The following is a 16,808-nucleotide window of genomic DNA, read 5'->3' on the forward strand; positions in this document are numbered from 1 at the left end:
GGCCGTACCCCCGCTCCCCGGAGTCCCCTGTGCGACACACCCGCCTGCTCACGGCCGCAGCCACCTGCGCCTCGCTCCTGGCCCTGACCGGCCCCGCCCGCACCCACGCCGCCCCCGCACCACGCGAGGGTGATGCCGCCGCCGTGGCCGACGGCCTCTACCGCATCCACCCCGTAGGCACCGCCGGCACTACCTTCCCCGACGGCGCGTGCCTGGTCGCCTACGGCGGCGACAACCGCACGTACAAAGACCTGCTCGCGGGCCCGTGCAAAGGGACCGAGGAACCGTGGCGCGTCACCAACTACAAGGACGGCCGCGTGGGGATCGCCGAGGGCCACAAGAGCCCGTGGTGCCTGCGCCCCTCTGACCCCAACTCCTCCAACACCACGGTGGTCGTGGGCAACGGCTGCGGGGGACGTGCCGTCCGGTGGATGTTCAACGGTTCCTCGGAAGCGGTCCGCATCGAGTACAAGGAAGGGCTCGTCCTGACCGCAGTGGGCTGGAACCCCTCATTGCAGCGCGTGGCCGCGGACGCCTCCGTGGTGACCTGGCGCTTCGAGGCCGTACCCACCCCCGAGGAACCCGGCACCGAGCCGGGCGACCCTGGCACCGACCCCGGCGAGCCCAGTGACCCCGGCACCGAGCCGGGCGAGGAGTAGGAGAAGCACCGGGCCTAGCCCACCCGGTCAGGGTGTGTCAATTTAACGGCTGATCTTGGTTGTTGAGTGGTCAGTTGTTGCTCGGGGTCAGGCGACCCTCGAAGGCGATCTGGAACGCGTTGAGGGGTGCTTTCCAGCGCATGGTCCACCGCTTGCGGCCCTTGCCCGTCGGGTCCAGGCTCATCAGGGCCATGTAGATGCACTTGAGGGCGGCGGCCTCGTTGGGGAAGTGGCCGCGGGCGCGGACGGACCTGCGGATGCGGGCGTTGACGCTCTCGATCGCGTTCGTGCTGCAGATGACCTTGCGGATCTCGACGTCGAAGGAGAGGAAGGGCACGAACTCGGCCCAGGCGTCCGACCACAGCTTCACGATCGCCGGATACTTCACGCCCCAGGACTCCTGGAACTCCAGTAACCGCTCCGTCGCCGCGTCCTCGCTGGGTGCGGTGTAGACGGGCTTGAGTGCCTTGGCAACCTTGTCCCAGTCCTGGCGGCCGCGTAACGGAACGAATTGCGCAGAAGATGAACCACGCACGTCTGGACGATCGTGCGAGGCCAGACGGTCTCCACGGCCTCCGGTAGGCCTTTGAGCCCGTCGCAGACCAGCATCAACACGTCGTCCAGGCCGCGGTTCTTCAGCTCCGTGAACACGTGCAGCCAGTACTTGGCGCCCTCGCCGCCGTCGCCGGCCCAGATGCCGAGGATGTCGCGGGTGCCGTCCACGGTCACCGCCATCACCACGTAGATGGGACGGTTCGCGACCTTCCCGTCCCTGATCTTGACGTTGATGGCGTCCACGAACAGGACGGGGTAGACGCGGTCGAGCGGCCGGTTCTGCCATTCGGCCATGCCGTCCATGACCTGGTCGGTGATGGTGGAGATGGTCTGCTTGGAGACCTCCGCCCCGTAGACCTCGGCCAGGTGAGCGGCGATCTCCCCATGGGTGAAGCCCTTCGCCGAGAGCGACAGGACCATCTCGTCCACTCCCGTCAGCCGCCGCTGCCGCTTCTTGACGATCTGCGGCTCGAACGTGCCCGAGGTGTCACGCGGGACCTTGACCTCGACCGGCCCGACGTCGGTCAGCACGGTCTTGGCCCGGCTCCCGTTGCGGGAGTTGCCGCTGCCCCGGCCGACAGCATCGTGGCGTTCGTAGCCGAGGTGATCGGTGATCTCGCCTTCCAGGGCAGATTCCAGGACCCGCTTGGTCAACTGCTGCAGCAGCCCGCCCTGCCCGGTCAGCTGCAGTCCCTCCGACCGGGCCCGCTCCACCAGCATCGCGACCAGTTGCTCATCGGACACGGGCGCAGGCTGCCCGGACAGGGTGCTCTCGACAGGTTCCACGGTCTCCAACTCCACGGCGGTGTCAGTCACTTGACGTCTCTCCCATGATCGTCGGATCCGCCGTTAGATTTACACTCCCCCAACCTGATGCGCCCAAGTCCGTCAGCATGCCAGCGATACGATCATGGCCATGACGGCATCGGAACCGACCATCCTCGCGACTTCCGGCGGGCATCGAGTCGGAGGACGAACCAGGGTGATGTTTGATGCCCTGGTGCATCATGCGGTTGACCTCTCCGGGGTACATGGCCGGCGCCCGCGCATCATGTATGTCGGTACTGCTATCGGGGATGCCGAGCACTTCACGACCCGTATGACCGAGGCTGCGCGGGTGGCGGGATTCGATCTGACGCCCCTGCACCTGTTCCCCATGCCCAATGTCGAGGGCTCGGTCCTCGACCACGACGTGGTCTGGGTCATGGGGGGCTCGGTGGTGAATCTGCTGGCGGTGTGGAGGGCGCACGGTCTGGACCGCATCATGCACCGTGCCTGGCAGGCCGGTGTCGTGCTCAGCGGAGTCAGCGCGGGCTCCCTCTGCTGGTTCCAGGGAGGCGCGACCGACTCGTTCGGGCCGGAACTACGCCCGGTCACGGACGCACTCGGTTTCCTGCCGTATGGCAATGGAGTGCACTACGACTCGGATGAGGGTCGGCGCCCGTTGATTCACCAGCTTGTCGCAGACGGCACCATGCCCACTACGCACTGCACAGATGATGGAGTCGGCCTGGTGTACCGCGGAACGGAATTGGTAGAGGCGGTGACGGAAACGCCCGGTAAGGGCGCCTACATAGTCAAAAGCGACGGAGCCAGGGCGGTGGAGGAACCCATAGAACCCCGCATGCTCACCTCATCCGGGCGATAACCAGGTATTTCACCCGCGAGGCGAGACGATTTGCGTCGAAGTCGTTCCAGCTCGGCGGGTCGCCGGAGGCTTCTTGGCCCACTGGCTGGTGTGTGGGCTCGGGTGACGTTCCCGATCAGACGGCAGGGCCCGGATCAGCGAGCGAAGGACCGTGTCATGGCGGATGGTTCGCAAGGCGAGCAACTCGATCTGGCTGGGAGAGACCGGTCGGACGCGTCATCCGTGCAGGACGCGTGCTGGAGTCAAGGGCCCAGCGTCCAGATGGGCTGCGATGCGTGTGATCGTCCCGATGTTGTCCTCGAACAGATGTGCCTGCATGCCCGCCGCCTGGGCGGCCTCAACGTTGGCTGCGACATCGTCCACGAAGAGACAGCTCTGCGGCCCCACCTCCAAGCTGGCGCAAGCAGCTTCGAAAGCGCGCAGGTCAGGCTTCTCAATGCCGATCTCGTGCGAGTAGACGATCTGCTCAACCAGTTCGTCGAAGTGGTACAGCGCCGTCTCCCGTTCCCGAGCCCCGACGAAGCTGTTGCTCAGGATGCCCAGCCTGCATCGTCCCTGCAGCCCCCGTACATAGGCGATGAGTTCCTCGTTCGGCGTTCCCAGATAATCCGCCCAAAGGTCAGCCATGAAGGCTTCGAGCTGGTGAACGTCGAGGCCCAAGCGTGATGCCACTTCCCGGTGCACGTCGTGTTCGCTGATGCTCCCGACGCTTCCAGCACGCCACACGTCGCGCATCCGCTCATCCACGGTGCCCGGCGGCAGCTCCAGCTGCTCTTCCCACCGTTGCACCACTCCGGTTTCCGGCGTGATCTCCAGTACGCCACCGATGTCGAGAATGATGCAGGTCGTGGTCACGCGAACTCCCCCTCTTCGTCCCGCCTGGCCAGCGAGCGCACTCCTGTGATCTACGGAGACACTGTCGTCCTTCCCCTGGGGGCAAGGTCAAGCAATCTTGGAACCTGTGACAGCCCTGTCGCGAGCTGCTGACACGATTCGGCCGCATCAGCAGGTGCCGTCAAAGTGACGCGAGGAACGATCGCAGCAGCGCACTCAGCTCAGGCAAGCAAGGTGAATGCCTGGGGCGACGCATTGCGTCAGGCATCCGGGCCGGCATCGGCAAGGAACAGATCGGTTCTGCCCCAGCGCCCTGGACGGTCAGCAGCCGGACGGGCCGCCCCACGCGGCGCAGGCTGAGCTGAGCGAGGTGCTGGACTGGGCTGCCGCTCGTACGCTGGTGGTGTAGGATCTCGCAACTCGTGGCATACGGCATTGCGCTGACCAGCAGGTTTCTGACGTTTCTCAGAGGGTGTCTCTACCCCTGTATCTCAACTCCCCTGGCATTTCCTCGGCGTGGTGTCAGGCCCATGCTGAAAGATGGGGCTGTGCCGACCTACGTTTACCGCGTCACCAAGTACGACCCCGCCGACCGCGATGGACACGGGCACTACACCGGCCCCAAGGACATCGTCAGCGACCATGGCGAGGTCGAGGCGGCGTATCTTCAGGCCGTCGCAGCATTCGCCGGGGACACTGGCATCGATCACCTGGCCGTCCGCGAACCGCACGTTCCGTGCTTCGCGCACTTCGGCGTCGAGCCTCCGGTGGACGGTTCTGGGCTGGACGGGCTCTTCCCATTCGGCCCGACCGGCTTCCACGACGGGGCTGAGGTGTCGCTTGATGTCGCGCTGGAGCTGGTGCGGGCCATGCTGCGCGACAACGGCGCCTGGTGCCGACTGGAGGCGGAAAACATGTTCGCGGTCCACGTGGGGTGGGACCAGTACCTCTACATCAGCAGCAGCCGGCCTTGCGCGGAGGCGCTGGCCCGGACCCGCAAGCTCGGTCTGTTCCCGGAACGCTTGGATACCTCCCCGTACGCCTTCGAGGTCGAGGGGGAAGGCGTCCAGCGGCCCGGCGACGATGACTTCTGGGCCTACTTGCACGAGGCAGTCGGCAACGGCAGCGCCGGAATCCTGGAGGAGACGTATCTCGAAGGCGCCTCACGATGGCACCATCTCACCCGCGACACCGTCGACACGGTTCGCACCGGTCTGGCTCCCCGGGCCCGCCTGGCTGTTTGGCCTCCCTTGTCCTCCGACGTCGATGCCGTCCTGGGAGCCCTCCCCACCGAGGGTCTCATCGAAGGCGTCTGGCAGGATAATGACGGCCATATCTTCAGCGCCATCGCCGACGAGGGCGAGTTCCTGGAGCTGACCGCCCGGATATCCAGTGCCCCCGCCGCCGCGCTCTTGTCCGTTTATGCGGATGAACGTATTCCTCTGTTCACCGCTGTCATGCCCGACAACGACGGCGTCCTACGGGCTCGTTGGCAGACAGAGCCGACGCCGAGCGACCGGACCTGGGCCCTCCGTCACCGCAAAGGGTGAGCGCTCCGACCAGCAAGTCTCAGCACCACTGCATAAGTGCTGCTGGTGTGCAGTCGGATCTGAGCCTGTGAAGCGAAATCTGAGATCCTACAATGACCTTCTCGGGGCACGTCGCGGAGGTCAGCCATGCCCCGAACCATTTGGACAGGCTCGATTTCATTCGGCCTCGTCAATTCTCTGAACTAACTCATGCCGTGTCAGGCAAGGTTCGTCCTGGTGACGATGCAGCGTAGGTGCTTGTCGGCGGCGTGGACTGCAGACGTATCAGCCCAGATGTCGGGCGAAGAACCGCAGCGAGTCGTCCATCTCGAACGGCGGCAGATCTCCGTGCTTGCCGGGGCTGGCGTGCAGTGTCTTCTCGGCTGAACCGATGGCATCGAACAAGGCCAGGCTCTGTGCACGGGGCATCAGTTCATCGTCCCACTGGGCCAGAAATTGCACCGGTACGGTGATCTGCGTGGCGGTCCCGGCCAGTACGGGCGCTCCTTGCAGGCCCAACACCGCGGCGCGGACTCGAGGTTCTGCGGCGACGAACGGTATACCGAACGCGCAGCCCAGCGACACGCCCCAATAGCCCACCGATCTGCCGCCGATATGATCGAGTTGCTGGACTGCGGTGAGGACCGCCTGCCATTCCGTGACGGTCTGCCCGGCCAAGAGCGTGTACATGGCGGTGTTCAACGCAGCCGTATTCTCTCCGGCGGCCATACGCGCCCGGTACTCGGTCGCCATCCGGTCGAACTCCTCGTCCGTCAGTCGCTCGCCGTGGTTGGGCACGTCGATCGCGGCGACTGCGAACCCGCCCTCGGCGGCGAAGCGATGCGCGTGGGCCAGGATGTCGGGGGCCTTCTTGTGCTGCCCGCCGCCGTGTCCCATCAGGATCAGGGGGCGGGTGCCGTGGGCGGCTTGCGGCGTCCACAGCACGCCGGGGATCTCGTCGAGGGTGAAGAGCTGTTCGGTCACGCCGCCCAACGACGTGTTGGAGATGAAGCGCATAGCGTTTCAAGCCTTTCAGGGCACTTCTTTGTACGTGGCGCGTCACGCCCCGTTACCCGGGCAGATTCATATGGCGGGCAGCCAGCTGTTGTTCGTGCGTCCGCGATCAGCTCACCGGCCGCTATGAGTGTGTTCCATCTGCGCTCGCGCGGCGAGTGATCCAAGAGCGTCGTGGTCATGGGTGGTCGGCCGTAGAGGTGCGTCCGGCGAGGTTGCCATAGGAGGGCATCCCCAGGTTGACGGTCTGTCGTGCGCGGGCTTGCTCTGCATCGAGCAAGGTGAGTTTGTCCTGGGCTCCGGCGAGGCTGATTTCGAGTCCTTTCATCTCGCCGAGCCATCCTTCGCGTTCGGCTTCGGTGATCCGGGCGAGAAGGTTGTCGCGGATCTCCGTCAGGCGGCCTCGTTGGGCAGGGTCGGGGCGGAGCATGGAGCATCGGATGCAAGCTTCTCTGAACTTGACCACCGGGCGTCCCGCCTGCCGCGGGGACCTCGGTAGAGTCGGGCCAGTGACAGGTAACCGGGGCCGCTGGCCAAAGATCGACCAAGATCGCGGCATCGAGGACGTGACGCTACTCATCCTGGAATGGTTGGGTGAGCAGGGCGTGAATGCCATGATCAGGGTGGACGCCGAGAGGGTGGCTGACAACGTGCCGGCGTGGACATTTGCCGCCGGTGGGGGTCCCTTGGAGCATGGCATGCGTGCCGATGGCAGGACTGTGCAGCAGTGCATGTCCGCCGCTCTGGCCAAGCTGCGCGAGGCAGGACTGTCGGTTCCTTTTTGACCTTCGTTCGCCACGGATTTCGATCACGGCGTTCGTTTCCTCTCCTCCGCGGTTCTTCCGGACTGGCCAAAGCTCGGCATCCCGAGCTGGACGGCAGTTGACCGTCTCTTGACGAATGCATCGACCTGGGCGAGCTTGTTGTTGGCGCCAGTCAGACTGATCTGCAAGCCCTCGACTTCACCTATGGGCTGTCCCGTAAACGATCTTTAGGTCACCTCGGGTGCGCTTCGCCGCAGTGTGGTTCGTTCGTTCATCCGGCGAGGGCGAGGTTGTGCCGACGGGCGATGCCGTGCATGGCGTGGTGAACTCCGTCGCCTTTGAGACGGCAGTCGCGGAGGATCTTCCAGGTCTTCATGCGGGCGAAGACGCGCTCGACGCGGGCGCGGACCTGCTTGTGGGACTTGTTGTGTGCTTCCTTCCAGTCGGGCAGTTCTTCGCCTTTGCGTCGACGATGGGGCATGACGAGTCCCGTGCCGGGATAGCCGCCGTCGGCGATCGTGAGTGTCCTGCCGACGGCGGTCTTGGCGCCGGATTCTTCCCACGCCTTGCAGTCATTGCGGTTCCCGGGCAGCGGTCGGCCGACCACGACGACTCGCCGGGTGTCGGCATCGATCACGACCTGGTGGTTGGTGGAGTACCGGTAGTTCTTCGACTGCTCGGCGATGGCGTGGTCGCGGGTGGGGACCAAGGTGCCGTCCACGATGAGCACGGTGTCCTTGGCAAACCGCTTGCGGGGCTGGAGCGCGAGCATCGGCCCGAGATGGTCAATTACGCGATCTGCCGCGGACTTCGACACCCCGAACAACGGGGCGAGCTGGCGCATCGTCAGATTTGTGCGCCAGTACGCCGTAACCAGCAGCGCACGGTCCTCCAGGGACAGGCCCCACGGCCGACCCTTGCGGACCGCTTCGGCACCCTCGCGCCGCAGCACGGTCACCAGTTTCCCGAAGGCACGCGGGCTCAGCCCGGTGAACGGGGCTATCCAGGACGGCTCCGACGCCGTGATCACACCAGCCACGTCGGGATCATCGCACTGGGCCGACCTGCCCTGTCGGCAAGCTTCCCCGCCTCAGCGGAACTCGTGGACCAACTGGATCTCGCCGACAATGTGGGCGTTGAAGTCATCCAGCTCCTCGGCCGGAACCCAGAGCTCGAGAATCGTCTGCCCGCCCGCTTGTTGGATGGGATACCGGCTCAAGAACTCCGACTCGACCTCGAACCGGGTGACGAAGCCTGCGCCATCGTGCTTCACGTTCCAGTCCCGCGCGATCCTGACCGCGTAGTCCTCGTTGAGGACCGGGTAGAAGATCGGCTGCTCGGGCAGCCGGGGCGGCCACGCACTCCAGTTCAGCTCCCGAACCAGATCCAGCTCCTTGGGGCCGGTGGGGCGCCACAGGGTCGTCGTTGCTTGCTGGCTGGTCATGTGCATCGCTCTCTGAACGTTGGCCGCTGGTACGGCAGGTCGGGAGACCGGACGATACCGGCACCGCGAACTCGGCAGCTACGCAGTTTCCGCACCTGGCCAACTCCGTGACCAGCAGTTACGGGACAACCCTTATAGGCCGTTTCCTGTGGATCACGACGCGAGTCAGTGCATCGAAGCATTGACGAGGCTTACCAGTACGGATTGCCATCAATGGCACTCTGATCAGAGGCGCGAGTGAGGACGCCCGAAGCCAGCGAGCTCAGGGGGACCTGCAGCGGGCCGTACCGCTTGTACTCGGGTGAGGCGGCCGTTGGACGACAAGCGGCTTCAGTGAAGTCCGCGACGGTGAGCTTCCCGACGGATCCACGCCGCTTGGCTGCCGGCCTCCTCCGCCCGCTCACGTGCCTCGCCGACCAGGTGATCCGGAATCGGTTTGGGTTCGTCGTTCGGCTCAAGCAGCAGATCCGCTTTGTGGGGCAGAGGCAGCATGTCGGCGCTGGCGTAACAGTCCGTCCAGCCGATGCTGTGGCCTGATGGCGGGCACACCCGGTCGGCGTGAACCGTGGCCAGTAGGTGGTGGGCGGGCTCGCTGCCAAGATCCGTCTCGTGCGGTTCCGGTAGAAGGCGAGCGATGAACTTCGCGGCGTTGACGCGGCCTACAGGCACGAGTCCTCCCAGACTCTTGCAGCGGTCGTACCCCGACCGCCCAGGCCCCGCACCTACCGATCAAGCTACAACACGCCACTGACAGCCACCGGCAGCACGCGACGCTGGCCCCCCGTAGCCGTCCGAGGAACTGGTGGCCAGCTGTGCGGTGTACGTCTGGTGCGGCAGCGGGCCGGGGTCGGGGCGGTCGGCGATCCTCAGGCCGTGGTCGGGTGCGCGAGCGTCACGCCTCACGCCGACGGCGCGCCCGGGCCGTTGTAGGCCGGACGCGCCGTCATCTCAGTTGCGGAGGTGGGTGGCTTGGTCAGCCGCCCGGGTGGTGGGTGGTGTCAGCGGCGGGCGTCGCCGTGGCGGTGGTCGCGGTCACGGTCGCGGCCCCAGGACTCGTCGTCGATGAAGCGGCCGTGGTCGTTGCGCAGGGTGGCCGTGTCACGGTCGTTGTTCCACACGTAGTTACGGCGGTCCTGGTAGAGGTCGGTACGGGTGTCGCGGCCCTCACCGGTGTGGATACGGACCGTGGCACGGCCGTCCAGGCGGTAGTGGTCGAACGTGTAGGTGTGGCCGGAGGCGTCCTCGAGGGTCCAGCCGTCGAGGTTGACCGTGTGACGGGTCGTGTTGGTGAGGTCCACCCACTCCTTGTTCAGCGACCGGTTGGAACGGTCGTCGCGTCCCGGGGAGTCGTACTGGACCGCCGAGATCTCCACCTTCGGGTGCTGCGGGCGGGCAGATCCGGCAGCGGACGCCGGCAGCACCGCCACCGAAACCAGAGCACCGGCCGCGAGCGCCGCGGCGGCCAGACGACGGGCGGTGACAGAAGCAGAAGCGGACAAGAAGTCCCCCAGAAGTGCAGGCACCCTGCCCCCGTGAGCGGCCTTGCGGCTGCCGTGGGAGTCGGTGCGGTGTGCGGGTGGCGGCCGGACTGGCCGCACACCCACACCCTGTCCACCCCGCGCAGGACTTGGGTAGAAAACATGGACTGTGTTACCTGTTGCCCATATTCCTGTGACTCTCGCCTGCCTCAGCCATGTATGCCGCTGATGCCCGAGGTTGACGACCCGTCATGATCCCGCCCCGTGCAGGAGTTGACCCCCGCCCCCGCAGCCGCCGCACCGCGCACCTGGCGCCGCGCGGGCCGTCACCCGAAAGTGAGCAACAGCCCCCGCCCTTCCCGGCAGCCGAGCAAGGGCTGCCAACCGATCGCCGGATTCACCGAAGGGTTCTGCGCAGCCTTGGCCAGCCGCCGCTGTCCCGTCCCTGGGCTCAGCGGGCTTTGGGCAGCGCAGCCAGGGCAAGGCGGTCTCGCCGTCGCCGACGACACGCCACACCGGCTGATCGGGCCCGTGCTCGGTCAGCTGCGCCAGGGTCGTGGTCGCCACGATGATCCGGTAGTTCACGCTGTGGACGCGGCGGGCTCGCTCGTGGAAGGCGGCTTCCCTCGTTGCCGGGGCCGCGCGGCGCGGGGCCGGGGCGAAGACGAACAGCACCGGCGGGAAGGGCCGGTCCATGGACGACCGGGTGTAGGTCTCCTGCCAGTGGCTGCGCGGGGCCCGGGCGGCGTTGCCGCGTCCGGACGGCGGCGCGTTGCGGTAGGCGTCGTAGCGCTCCAGCTTGGCGACCAGCCGGGCATACGACATGGTGCGGTCGATCTCCACGAACGCGCTGGAGCCGGTAGCCAGGAGCACCACGCCGTCGGGCACCAGGTTTCCGGCCGGGGTGGGGTGGGCGACCTCCACCTGCCAGTCGGCATGGTCGGCCGCCTGCGCCTCGTGGAAGGCGACGACGGTGTCGACCAGGGCGAGGCCGTGTTCCCGAAGACCCGTCTTGCCGGCGGCGACGCGCTTCCCGGTGGTCCGGCCGGCCCTGGGTGCGAGTTCGCCGGACGCGGCGGCTTCGGCGAGACCGGCCGGGGTGCAGTACCAGTAGCTCTGCTGTTTGCGGTGGGCCCGGCCGACCAGAGCCGGGGATTCAGCGAGCAGATTGCGCAGCGCACGCCGGACGTGGTCAGTGCCCTGCTGGCGGGGCAGCAGCAGCGCCTTGAGCTGACGGGGTGTGGCCAGGCGCAGCTGAGCGAGCGTGAGCAGGACCTCGCCGCAGATGTCCGCCCCAGCCTTCACCGCCACGGCCTTCCGGGCCCGGGACGCTTCTCCAGGCACATCAGTGCTGGGAGAAGAGGAGTTGCAACCGGCCCGGGCGTACGAATCGGGGGTCTGATCAGCGACAACCGCCAGACGGCGGCTGAAGGTTGCGGGGCTGGGCGCGGGGCTTGGTGCAGGGCTCGGCGCGGGGCTTGTTGTCGCAGCGTCGTCCGGCCCGGCCGTCGGAGCCGGTGGGAGGGGCGGGAGGGGTGCGGTGGTCATCGCGTCCTCGGGATTCTCCGGCCTCACGCGGCCGAATCGGTGACAGGTCCGGCCCGCACGCACGAGACGTACGGGCCGAAGCCACCCTGAGGAAGCACCCCTTGTCCGCGACCTGACGGCCACCGCTCCCGGGTGTCCGTTATGGCCCTTGACCACCCCTTGACCGGACGGTTTGTCCGTGGCTGAGTTCACCGTCGTCGAACACGACGATGGCCCCGACCAGCGAACCGGTCGAGGCCATCCCCATGCCCTGCGCGGGCCCGCTACTTCCTACGCCGGACAGCCAGCGCCAACGCCCAGAAACCCACGGCCGCGCTGAGCAGCGGATGGGCCAGACGAAGTCCGCGGTGTAGGAGAGCTGATCCGGGGCCGGAATCCGCCGGCCCTTCTGCGGCACGGTCAGCTGACGGCCGTAGCGCTCCAGTGCCCGGTCGGCGATATGACTGTCGATACCGGGCACGTAGGCGCGGCCGCGCAGGGTCTCCATCAGATGCCGTCGCGCTTCGGCCAGGACATGGCGGCGGAAGAAGACCCCGCGCACGGTGAAGACGACCGCCGCGACATCAACGATGGCGAGCGCGGTGTCCACCCGTGGCCCCACCCGGGCCCGGATCGCGGCACCGGCCGCCTGGCACCGCTCCAGTAGCCCGTCGACCATCCGCTGCCCGAACCTCAGGAGCGCGGAGACACGCCACCACGCGAGCAGTTGGTCCAGCGGGCGCGGGGTCTTCTTCTCCGGGCGGGTCTCCTGCGCCGCCCACCACGCCAGACCGTGGCTGGCGCGCTCGCCGGGCAGATGACCGTGCTTCTTCACGTACTGGTCGGTGATGCCCTCCAGGACGTCCTCGATCCGCCGGCGGCGGGTGGAAGACCAGTCGATGAGCTCCTGGTCGACCCCGGCTATCTCCATCACCGGGCGCAGGCCCGGCGTCACCTCCCGGGGCACGGTCGCCAGCCCGAGCGTCTCGCACACCTCGGTGGTCATCTCCAAGGCGTACAGCGTGTCGGCCGCCACGATGTGCTTGTAGAGCCGGACCGTGTCCAGCGCGTATGTAGGCCCGCATTGGAAATGTCCCATCCCGCTCTGGCGACCTGGGCTCTATCAGCCGTCTCACTCAAGGGCCACAGCATTCTCTGTCTCACGATCTTGTCCCTTCGGCTCCGGTCAGTGACCGTTAGGCACGCACATCGTGCGCTGGCTGGTTGCCTCGTTCGAGGGACATGGCGGGCGTGAGTGCATGGCCTCGGATGTGCGCGGGTAGCTGCTCGGGCGTTGCCGTGGGCCTGGGCCGGCGGTACGGCGCTCGGCCGGTGGTGGCCCGGCTGTCCCCGGCCGGCCTTTGGGCAGGGGAGGTTGGGTGTGCCGCGGGGTGCCGCACGCAGTGTGGCATGGGCGTTGCAGTGTTCGAGAAGTCGACGGAAGGAAGCCCTTGAACGACACCTCGCCGGTCATCGACCCGGTGGAGAACGCCCCGGCCGGAGACGCGTTGTACACCCCGCCGCCCCTGCTGCCCGGGCCTGGAGCGGTTTCGGGGGACCCGGTCTACGTGCGGCGGCTGGACAACCCCGCGGCGGAGCTGGAGGCGGGCGAGAACTGGCTGGTCCTCTACCGCTCGAAGGACGCGCACGGCGGGGAGGTGGCGACCTCCGGGATCATCGCGCTGCCGGACCGCACCCAGCACACGATGCCCAAGGGCGGCTACCCGCTGATCAGCTGGGCCCACGGCACGGTGGGCGTCGCCAACCGCGTCGCGCCGTCCCGGGACCGGGGCGACACCGGGGCCTCCCCGATGAACGCCTACCCCAACGACCTGCTCAACTCGTTCCTGCGCCGCGGCTGGGCGGTGGCCATGACCGACTACGAGGCTCTCGGGACAGGGACCGAGGAGCACATCCACCCCTACCTCCTCGGGCATTCGGAGGCGAACGGGGTACTGGACATCGTCCTGGCCGCCCGGCGCATCTTCCGGGGCGCGATCGGGGAGAAGTTCGCGATCGTCGGGCACTCGCAGGGCGGCCAGGCCGCGCTGTTCGCCGCCCACCACGCCCACGACCGGATCAACGGCCTGGTCGGGGTCGCCGCCATCGCCCCGGCCAACCACTCCCTCAACCTGGTGCAGGCCGGCGCCGAGGACGACAAGACGGGGGACGGCTTCGCGTTCACCCCGCTGTTCCTGGCCGGCGCCATCGGCGGAAACCCGTCGATCGAACCCGCCCAGGTCCTCACCGACGCGGCGCTGCTGCTGTGGCCGCAGTCCCTGCACCTCTCCCGGGCCGAGCTGAGCGACGACAAATCCTGGGGCGGCATCAAGGGCACCGACCAGTTCAGGGGCACGTACCCCGAGGACCCCAACCCGCACCAGCAGCTCTTCGACGATCAGCTCGCCAAGATGAACCCCAACGTGGAGATCAGGGTTCCGGTACGCATCGCCCAGGCCGCTGCCGACATGCGGGTGTTCGCCGCACTGCCGCTCCCGCTCAAGGGCACCGACGTTCTCGTGGACGAGCTCAACGAGACCAACAAGAAGCACGGGATCGAGGTCGAGTACAAGCGGTACGGCCCGCTGCAGGTCCCCCTGACCGAGCCGCTGGGCGTGCACTTCGCCACCATCAACCGTGACGCCCCCGCCCTCGCCGACTGGATTCACGACCGGTTCGTCGGCGCCTGACGCGAACGGCCGGCGCCGTGCTCCGCTACGCCTCGCCCAGCGAAGCACCGTACAGGCGAGCTGGGTGGGAGGGTCGTCTGCTCGGGTGTTGATGTCCACAGTCGGCAGGCAACGGAAGTCACTCGAACGGGTGGCATCAGGGCTCGGACGGTTCCCTGCTGCCACCCAGGGCAGAGCTGAGCGACGGCAGTCCAACCAAGGATGAGGGGATCGGTCGTGACCGACGATAATCGGCGCTATGTCTTCCTGAGTGCAACTTTCCTTTCGAAGCAGTACAAGTCCATTCCTGTCGAGGCGCTTGAAAACGCGGTCTTCTTCTTCGGGTCGAAGAGGAGCTGGCTGTTCCCGGCAACCAGGGAAGAGATGCTCGAAGCCCGGAAGCAGTCGGCCAAGTACCTCGAATTCGATGAGGACTTCAAGTCCCTCATCCGGCACAAGGAAGATCAGAAGCAGGTCTTCTGGCTTCTGCCCGGCAAAGACTTCAGCGAAGGCTCGGCGCTCCTCGAAGCCCTAACCGACCCGGCCAGCGGGGAGAACTATCTTCCGCTCATCCTGGATGAGAACTGGTGGCTCACCGAGTTCAGCTCCAAGGACGCCAAGTACTCCCAGGATGCCGGGCTCATCGTCAAGAACTTCAAACAGGGTGAATTTGACTACGACGCCGTGACGGAGCTGCTTTATCAGAGTAACCCGACGCTCGTCCCCACCTTGTACTGGGCGGAGAGCTGACGCCCCGGTAGCTGTTCGGGCGGCTGGTGCGGAGCTCCTGTGAGAAGGGCTGCCGTGGTGGCGGGACCGAGGTGGGCCTGGCCTGCCCATCGGTACCGCCACAGGCCGCCGCCAGCTTGAGTGCGACAGGACACAACTGCCGTCTCGCTGTCTGTCCTGTCGCAATGCATATGGCAGGCGGTGGGCTCCTGACTGGCTGTTCTCTATCCGCTCGTGTGGTCGGTGGGGTTCGAACAGAGGCCTGGTTCGGGTGAGTTGAGCGGTGTTGAGGCATGAAGGAAGGGCCTCTTGGTAGCTCGCGGTTGTCGAATCCAGCGAGTTGCAAGAGGCCCTGGTGCTGAAGTGTTGCGTGGTGGTGGCCGACGGGTCCAGTCGGTCCACCCCTGGGTGTGACTGTCTCGCCCACAGGTTCGGGAACGCGGCCGACCGGCCGGGCCGTCGGCCGCGGTACGACTCCGACATGAGCGATGCCGAATGGACCCTGGTGCGGGATCTGCTGCCGGTGCCGGGATGGCTGGCGGGCAGGGGCGGGCGGCCGGAGAGCTACTGCCAGCGGCAGATGATCGACGCGGTGCGCTACCTCGTCGACAACGGCATCAAGTGGCGGGCGATGCCCGCGGACTTCCCGCCCTGGCCTCGCGTGTATGCCTTCTTCGCCCGCTGGCGGGATGCGGGCCTGGTGGCTGAGCTGCACGACCGGCTGCGCGGAGCCGTCCGTGAGGCAGAAAGCCGTGAGGAGGAGGCGAGTGCGGCGGTCGTGGACTCGCAGTCGGTGAAGGCGGACGCCACCGTTTCCTTCGCTTCACGGGGTTACGACGCCGGGAAGAAGATCAACGGACGCAAGCGGCACCTGCTCACCGACACGCTCGGGCTCCTGCTGGACGTGCTGGTCACGCCGGCGTCCACGACCGACCGGGACGCCGCCCGCATCCTGCTGCCCGCGGCAAAGAAGCACTTCCGGCGGCTTTCGCGGATCTGGGCCGACGGCGGCTACCGCGGCCACCTCCAGGACTGGGCTGCCCAGCACCTCGGACTCGTTCTCGACGTCGTCCGCCGAAGCGACGACGTCAGCGGCTTTGAGGTCCTGCCCCGCCGTTGGGTCGTGGAAAGATCCTTTGCCTGGTTCCTGCGCAGCCGGCGCCTGGTCCGTGACTACGAACGGCGCACCGACACCAGCGAAGCCGTCATCCGGTGGTCGATGACCACACTCATGAGCCGCCGTCTGGCCGCCCAACATCAGCAGCGTCCTGCTCCAGCGCGGACGGCATGAACCTGCCCGGCTTCTCCTCGACCAGCCAGCCCCGTTCCACCAGCCGTTTCAGCCGGGCCCTCGCGCCCTCGACGCGGGAGACGGACGCGCTGTCCCAGCCCAGCACCACCGCCGCACGCCGAGCACCCAGCCCATCGGTTCCGGCGTCCAGGGCGGCGGCCATCAACGCCTGGTAGTCCACCGACAGGTCATCCACCCCGGCCGCGTTCTCCCGGTGAGGCACCGCGCGTCGCGGCCCGACCGCTTTCCTCCGGGACGACGACCCGACAGCCACCACGGCGGGCGCTTCCTCCTCGGCCAGCGCCTCCAGATACTGCTCCAGGCCGATCACCCGACGCCTGAGTACCTCTTCCGCCTCCGCCAAATCCGTCCGCACCCGCACCAGTTCGGCTTCGAGTTCCTCCACTCGCACGGCCGCGGCCTTCCGCCGCGCTTCCAACACCGCCCGCATCGACGGCATCCGCCACCTCCACCGCAACTCGCTCAGCAACGAGTCGAGGCTTCCGCAACGGCCGCAATCCCAATGTCTGACCAGCGGAATCCGCACACGAGGTTCGGAAAGAGAACGGCCTCTAACAAAGCCTCTGGACGTGCCGGTGGGTGATCAGACAGACGGCAAGTCCGAGGAAGGCCTCGTGCATGTCGTCACGTCGTTCCCAGCGGATCC

At 67.0% G+C, this 16,808-nt stretch carries 17 protein-coding genes and 1 pseudogene; 7 read left to right on the top strand and 11 right to left on the bottom strand.

The annotated features are described in order from the left end of the window. Positions 1 to 29: 29 nt before the first annotated feature. Entirely contained in the window at positions 30 to 659 is a 630-nt protein-coding gene (locus tag ACIBLC_RS40155) for a hypothetical protein (protein ID WP_399216445.1), read from the top strand. Between the two features lie 70 nt (positions 660 to 729). Here ACIBLC_RS40155 and ACIBLC_RS40160 read toward each other — a convergent pair. Continuing rightward, positions 730 to 1,934: pseudogene (locus tag ACIBLC_RS40160) on the bottom strand (IS256 family transposase). Between the two features lie 196 nt (positions 1,935 to 2,130). On the opposite strand from ACIBLC_RS40160, the gene ACIBLC_RS40165 reads away from it, so the two are divergent. Continuing rightward, entirely contained in the window at positions 2,131 to 2,862 is a 732-nt protein-coding gene (locus ACIBLC_RS40165; RefSeq protein WP_399216446.1) for a Type 1 glutamine amidotransferase-like domain-containing protein, read from the top strand. A 216-nt stretch (positions 2,863 to 3,078) separates the two neighbouring features. Here the strand turns inward: ACIBLC_RS40165 and ACIBLC_RS40170 are convergent, their stop codons facing one another. Further along, on the bottom strand, positions 3,079 to 3,717 hold the full coding sequence (locus ACIBLC_RS40170) for an HAD-IA family hydrolase (RefSeq protein WP_399216447.1): 639 nt from the start codon (positions 3,715 to 3,717) through the stop codon (positions 3,079 to 3,081). A gap of 527 nt (positions 3,718 to 4,244) precedes the next feature. Between ACIBLC_RS40170 and ACIBLC_RS40175 the strand changes: the two genes are divergently transcribed. Further along, the gene (locus ACIBLC_RS40175; protein ID WP_399216448.1) at positions 4,245 to 5,246 is read left to right on the top strand and encodes an RNA-binding protein; all 1,002 of its coding nucleotides are present in this window, start codon (positions 4,245 to 4,247) and stop codon (positions 5,244 to 5,246) included. Between the two features lie 264 nt (positions 5,247 to 5,510). On the opposite strand, the gene ACIBLC_RS40180 is transcribed toward ACIBLC_RS40175, so the two are convergent. Beyond that, complete coding sequence (locus ACIBLC_RS40180) at positions 5,511 to 6,242, bottom strand: dienelactone hydrolase family protein (protein ID WP_399216449.1); 732 nt, start codon at positions 6,240 to 6,242, stop codon at positions 5,511 to 5,513. A gap of 175 nt (positions 6,243 to 6,417) precedes the next feature. Beyond that, a complete protein-coding gene (locus ACIBLC_RS40185) occupies positions 6,418 to 6,669 on the bottom strand; it encodes a hypothetical protein (protein ID WP_399216450.1) in 252 nt (83 codons plus the stop codon). A 79-nt stretch (positions 6,670 to 6,748) separates the two neighbouring features. Between ACIBLC_RS40185 and ACIBLC_RS40190 the strand changes: the two genes are divergently transcribed. Further along, on the top strand, positions 6,749 to 7,024 hold the full coding sequence (locus tag ACIBLC_RS40190; protein WP_399216451.1) for a hypothetical protein: 276 nt from the start codon (positions 6,749 to 6,751) through the stop codon (positions 7,022 to 7,024). 250 nt (positions 7,025 to 7,274) lie between these two features. Here ACIBLC_RS40190 and ACIBLC_RS40195 read toward each other — a convergent pair whose 3' ends face one another. From ACIBLC_RS40195 to ACIBLC_RS40220, 6 genes are all read right to left on the bottom strand, one after another. Beyond that, entirely contained in the window at positions 7,275 to 8,042 is a 768-nt protein-coding gene (locus ACIBLC_RS40195) for a transposase (protein ID WP_399216452.1), read from the bottom strand. 51 nt (positions 8,043 to 8,093) lie between these two features. After that, a complete protein-coding gene (locus ACIBLC_RS40200) occupies positions 8,094 to 8,453 on the bottom strand; it encodes a hypothetical protein (protein ID WP_399216453.1) in 360 nt (119 codons plus the stop codon). 324 nt (positions 8,454 to 8,777) lie between these two features. Further along, the gene (locus ACIBLC_RS40205) at positions 8,778 to 9,116 is read right to left on the bottom strand and encodes a hypothetical protein (protein WP_399216454.1); all 339 of its coding nucleotides are present in this window, start codon (positions 9,114 to 9,116) and stop codon (positions 8,778 to 8,780) included. 329 nt (positions 9,117 to 9,445) lie between these two features. After that, on the bottom strand, positions 9,446 to 9,946 hold the full coding sequence (locus tag ACIBLC_RS40210) for a lamin tail domain-containing protein (protein WP_399216461.1): 501 nt from the start codon (positions 9,944 to 9,946) through the stop codon (positions 9,446 to 9,448). A 228-nt stretch (positions 9,947 to 10,174) separates the two neighbouring features. Further along, positions 10,175 to 11,236, bottom strand: coding sequence for a replication-relaxation family protein (locus tag ACIBLC_RS40215; protein ID WP_399216455.1), 1,062 nt, complete (start codon positions 11,234 to 11,236; stop codon positions 10,175 to 10,177). Positions 11,237 to 11,612: 376 nt separating this feature from the next. Beyond that, positions 11,613 to 12,551: a relaxase domain-containing protein gene (locus tag ACIBLC_RS40220; RefSeq protein WP_399216456.1), complete on the bottom strand. Its 939-nt coding sequence runs from the start codon at positions 12,549 to 12,551 to the stop codon at positions 11,613 to 11,615. A gap of 352 nt (positions 12,552 to 12,903) precedes the next feature. On the opposite strand from ACIBLC_RS40220, the gene ACIBLC_RS40225 reads away from it, so the two are divergent. From ACIBLC_RS40225 to ACIBLC_RS40235, 3 genes are all read left to right on the top strand, one after another. Next, the gene (locus tag ACIBLC_RS40225; protein WP_399216457.1) at positions 12,904 to 14,142 is read left to right on the top strand and encodes an alpha/beta fold hydrolase; all 1,239 of its coding nucleotides are present in this window, start codon (positions 12,904 to 12,906) and stop codon (positions 14,140 to 14,142) included. Between the two features lie 216 nt (positions 14,143 to 14,358). Beyond that, the gene (locus ACIBLC_RS40230) at positions 14,359 to 14,871 is read left to right on the top strand and encodes a hypothetical protein (protein WP_399216458.1); all 513 of its coding nucleotides are present in this window, start codon (positions 14,359 to 14,361) and stop codon (positions 14,869 to 14,871) included. 460 nt (positions 14,872 to 15,331) lie between these two features. Beyond that, on the top strand, positions 15,332 to 16,141 hold the full coding sequence (locus tag ACIBLC_RS40235; RefSeq protein ID WP_399216459.1) for an IS5 family transposase: 810 nt from the start codon (positions 15,332 to 15,334) through the stop codon (positions 16,139 to 16,141). Here ACIBLC_RS40235 and ACIBLC_RS40240 read toward each other — a convergent pair. Further along, positions 16,080 to 16,592, bottom strand: coding sequence for a hypothetical protein (locus ACIBLC_RS40240; RefSeq protein WP_399216462.1), 513 nt, complete (start codon positions 16,590 to 16,592; stop codon positions 16,080 to 16,082). The genes ACIBLC_RS40235 and ACIBLC_RS40240 overlap by 62 nt on opposite strands. Between the last annotated feature and the right edge of the window lie 216 nt (positions 16,593 to 16,808).

The organism is Streptomyces sp. NPDC050535, assembly GCF_044457665.1.
Lineage (GTDB): Bacteria > Actinomycetota > Actinomycetes > Streptomycetales > Streptomycetaceae > Streptomyces.

What these genes read in the sequence shown, in the direction of transcription:
- ACIBLC_RS40240 (WP_399216462.1), bottom strand. Translation starts at nt 16,592, where the DNA reads ATGCGGGCGGTGTTGGAAGCGCGGCGGAAGGCCGCGGCCGTGCGAGTG.
- ACIBLC_RS40220 (WP_399216456.1), bottom strand. Translation starts at nt 12,551, where the DNA reads ATGGGACATTTCCAATGCGGGCCTACATACGCGCTGGACACGGTCCGG.
- ACIBLC_RS40185 (WP_399216450.1), bottom strand. Translation starts at nt 6,669, where the DNA reads ATGCTCCGCCCCGACCCTGCCCAACGAGGCCGCCTGACGGAGATCCGC.
- ACIBLC_RS40235 (WP_399216459.1), top strand. Translation starts at nt 15,332, where the DNA reads ATGAGCGATGCCGAATGGACCCTGGTGCGGGATCTGCTGCCGGTGCCG.
- ACIBLC_RS40165 (WP_399216446.1), top strand. Translation starts at nt 2,131, where the DNA reads ATGACGGCATCGGAACCGACCATCCTCGCGACTTCCGGCGGGCATCGA.
- ACIBLC_RS40200 (WP_399216453.1), bottom strand. Translation starts at nt 8,453, where the DNA reads ATGCACATGACCAGCCAGCAAGCAACGACGACCCTGTGGCGCCCCACC.
- ACIBLC_RS40180 (WP_399216449.1), bottom strand. Translation starts at nt 6,242, where the DNA reads ATGCGCTTCATCTCCAACACGTCGTTGGGCGGCGTGACCGAACAGCTC.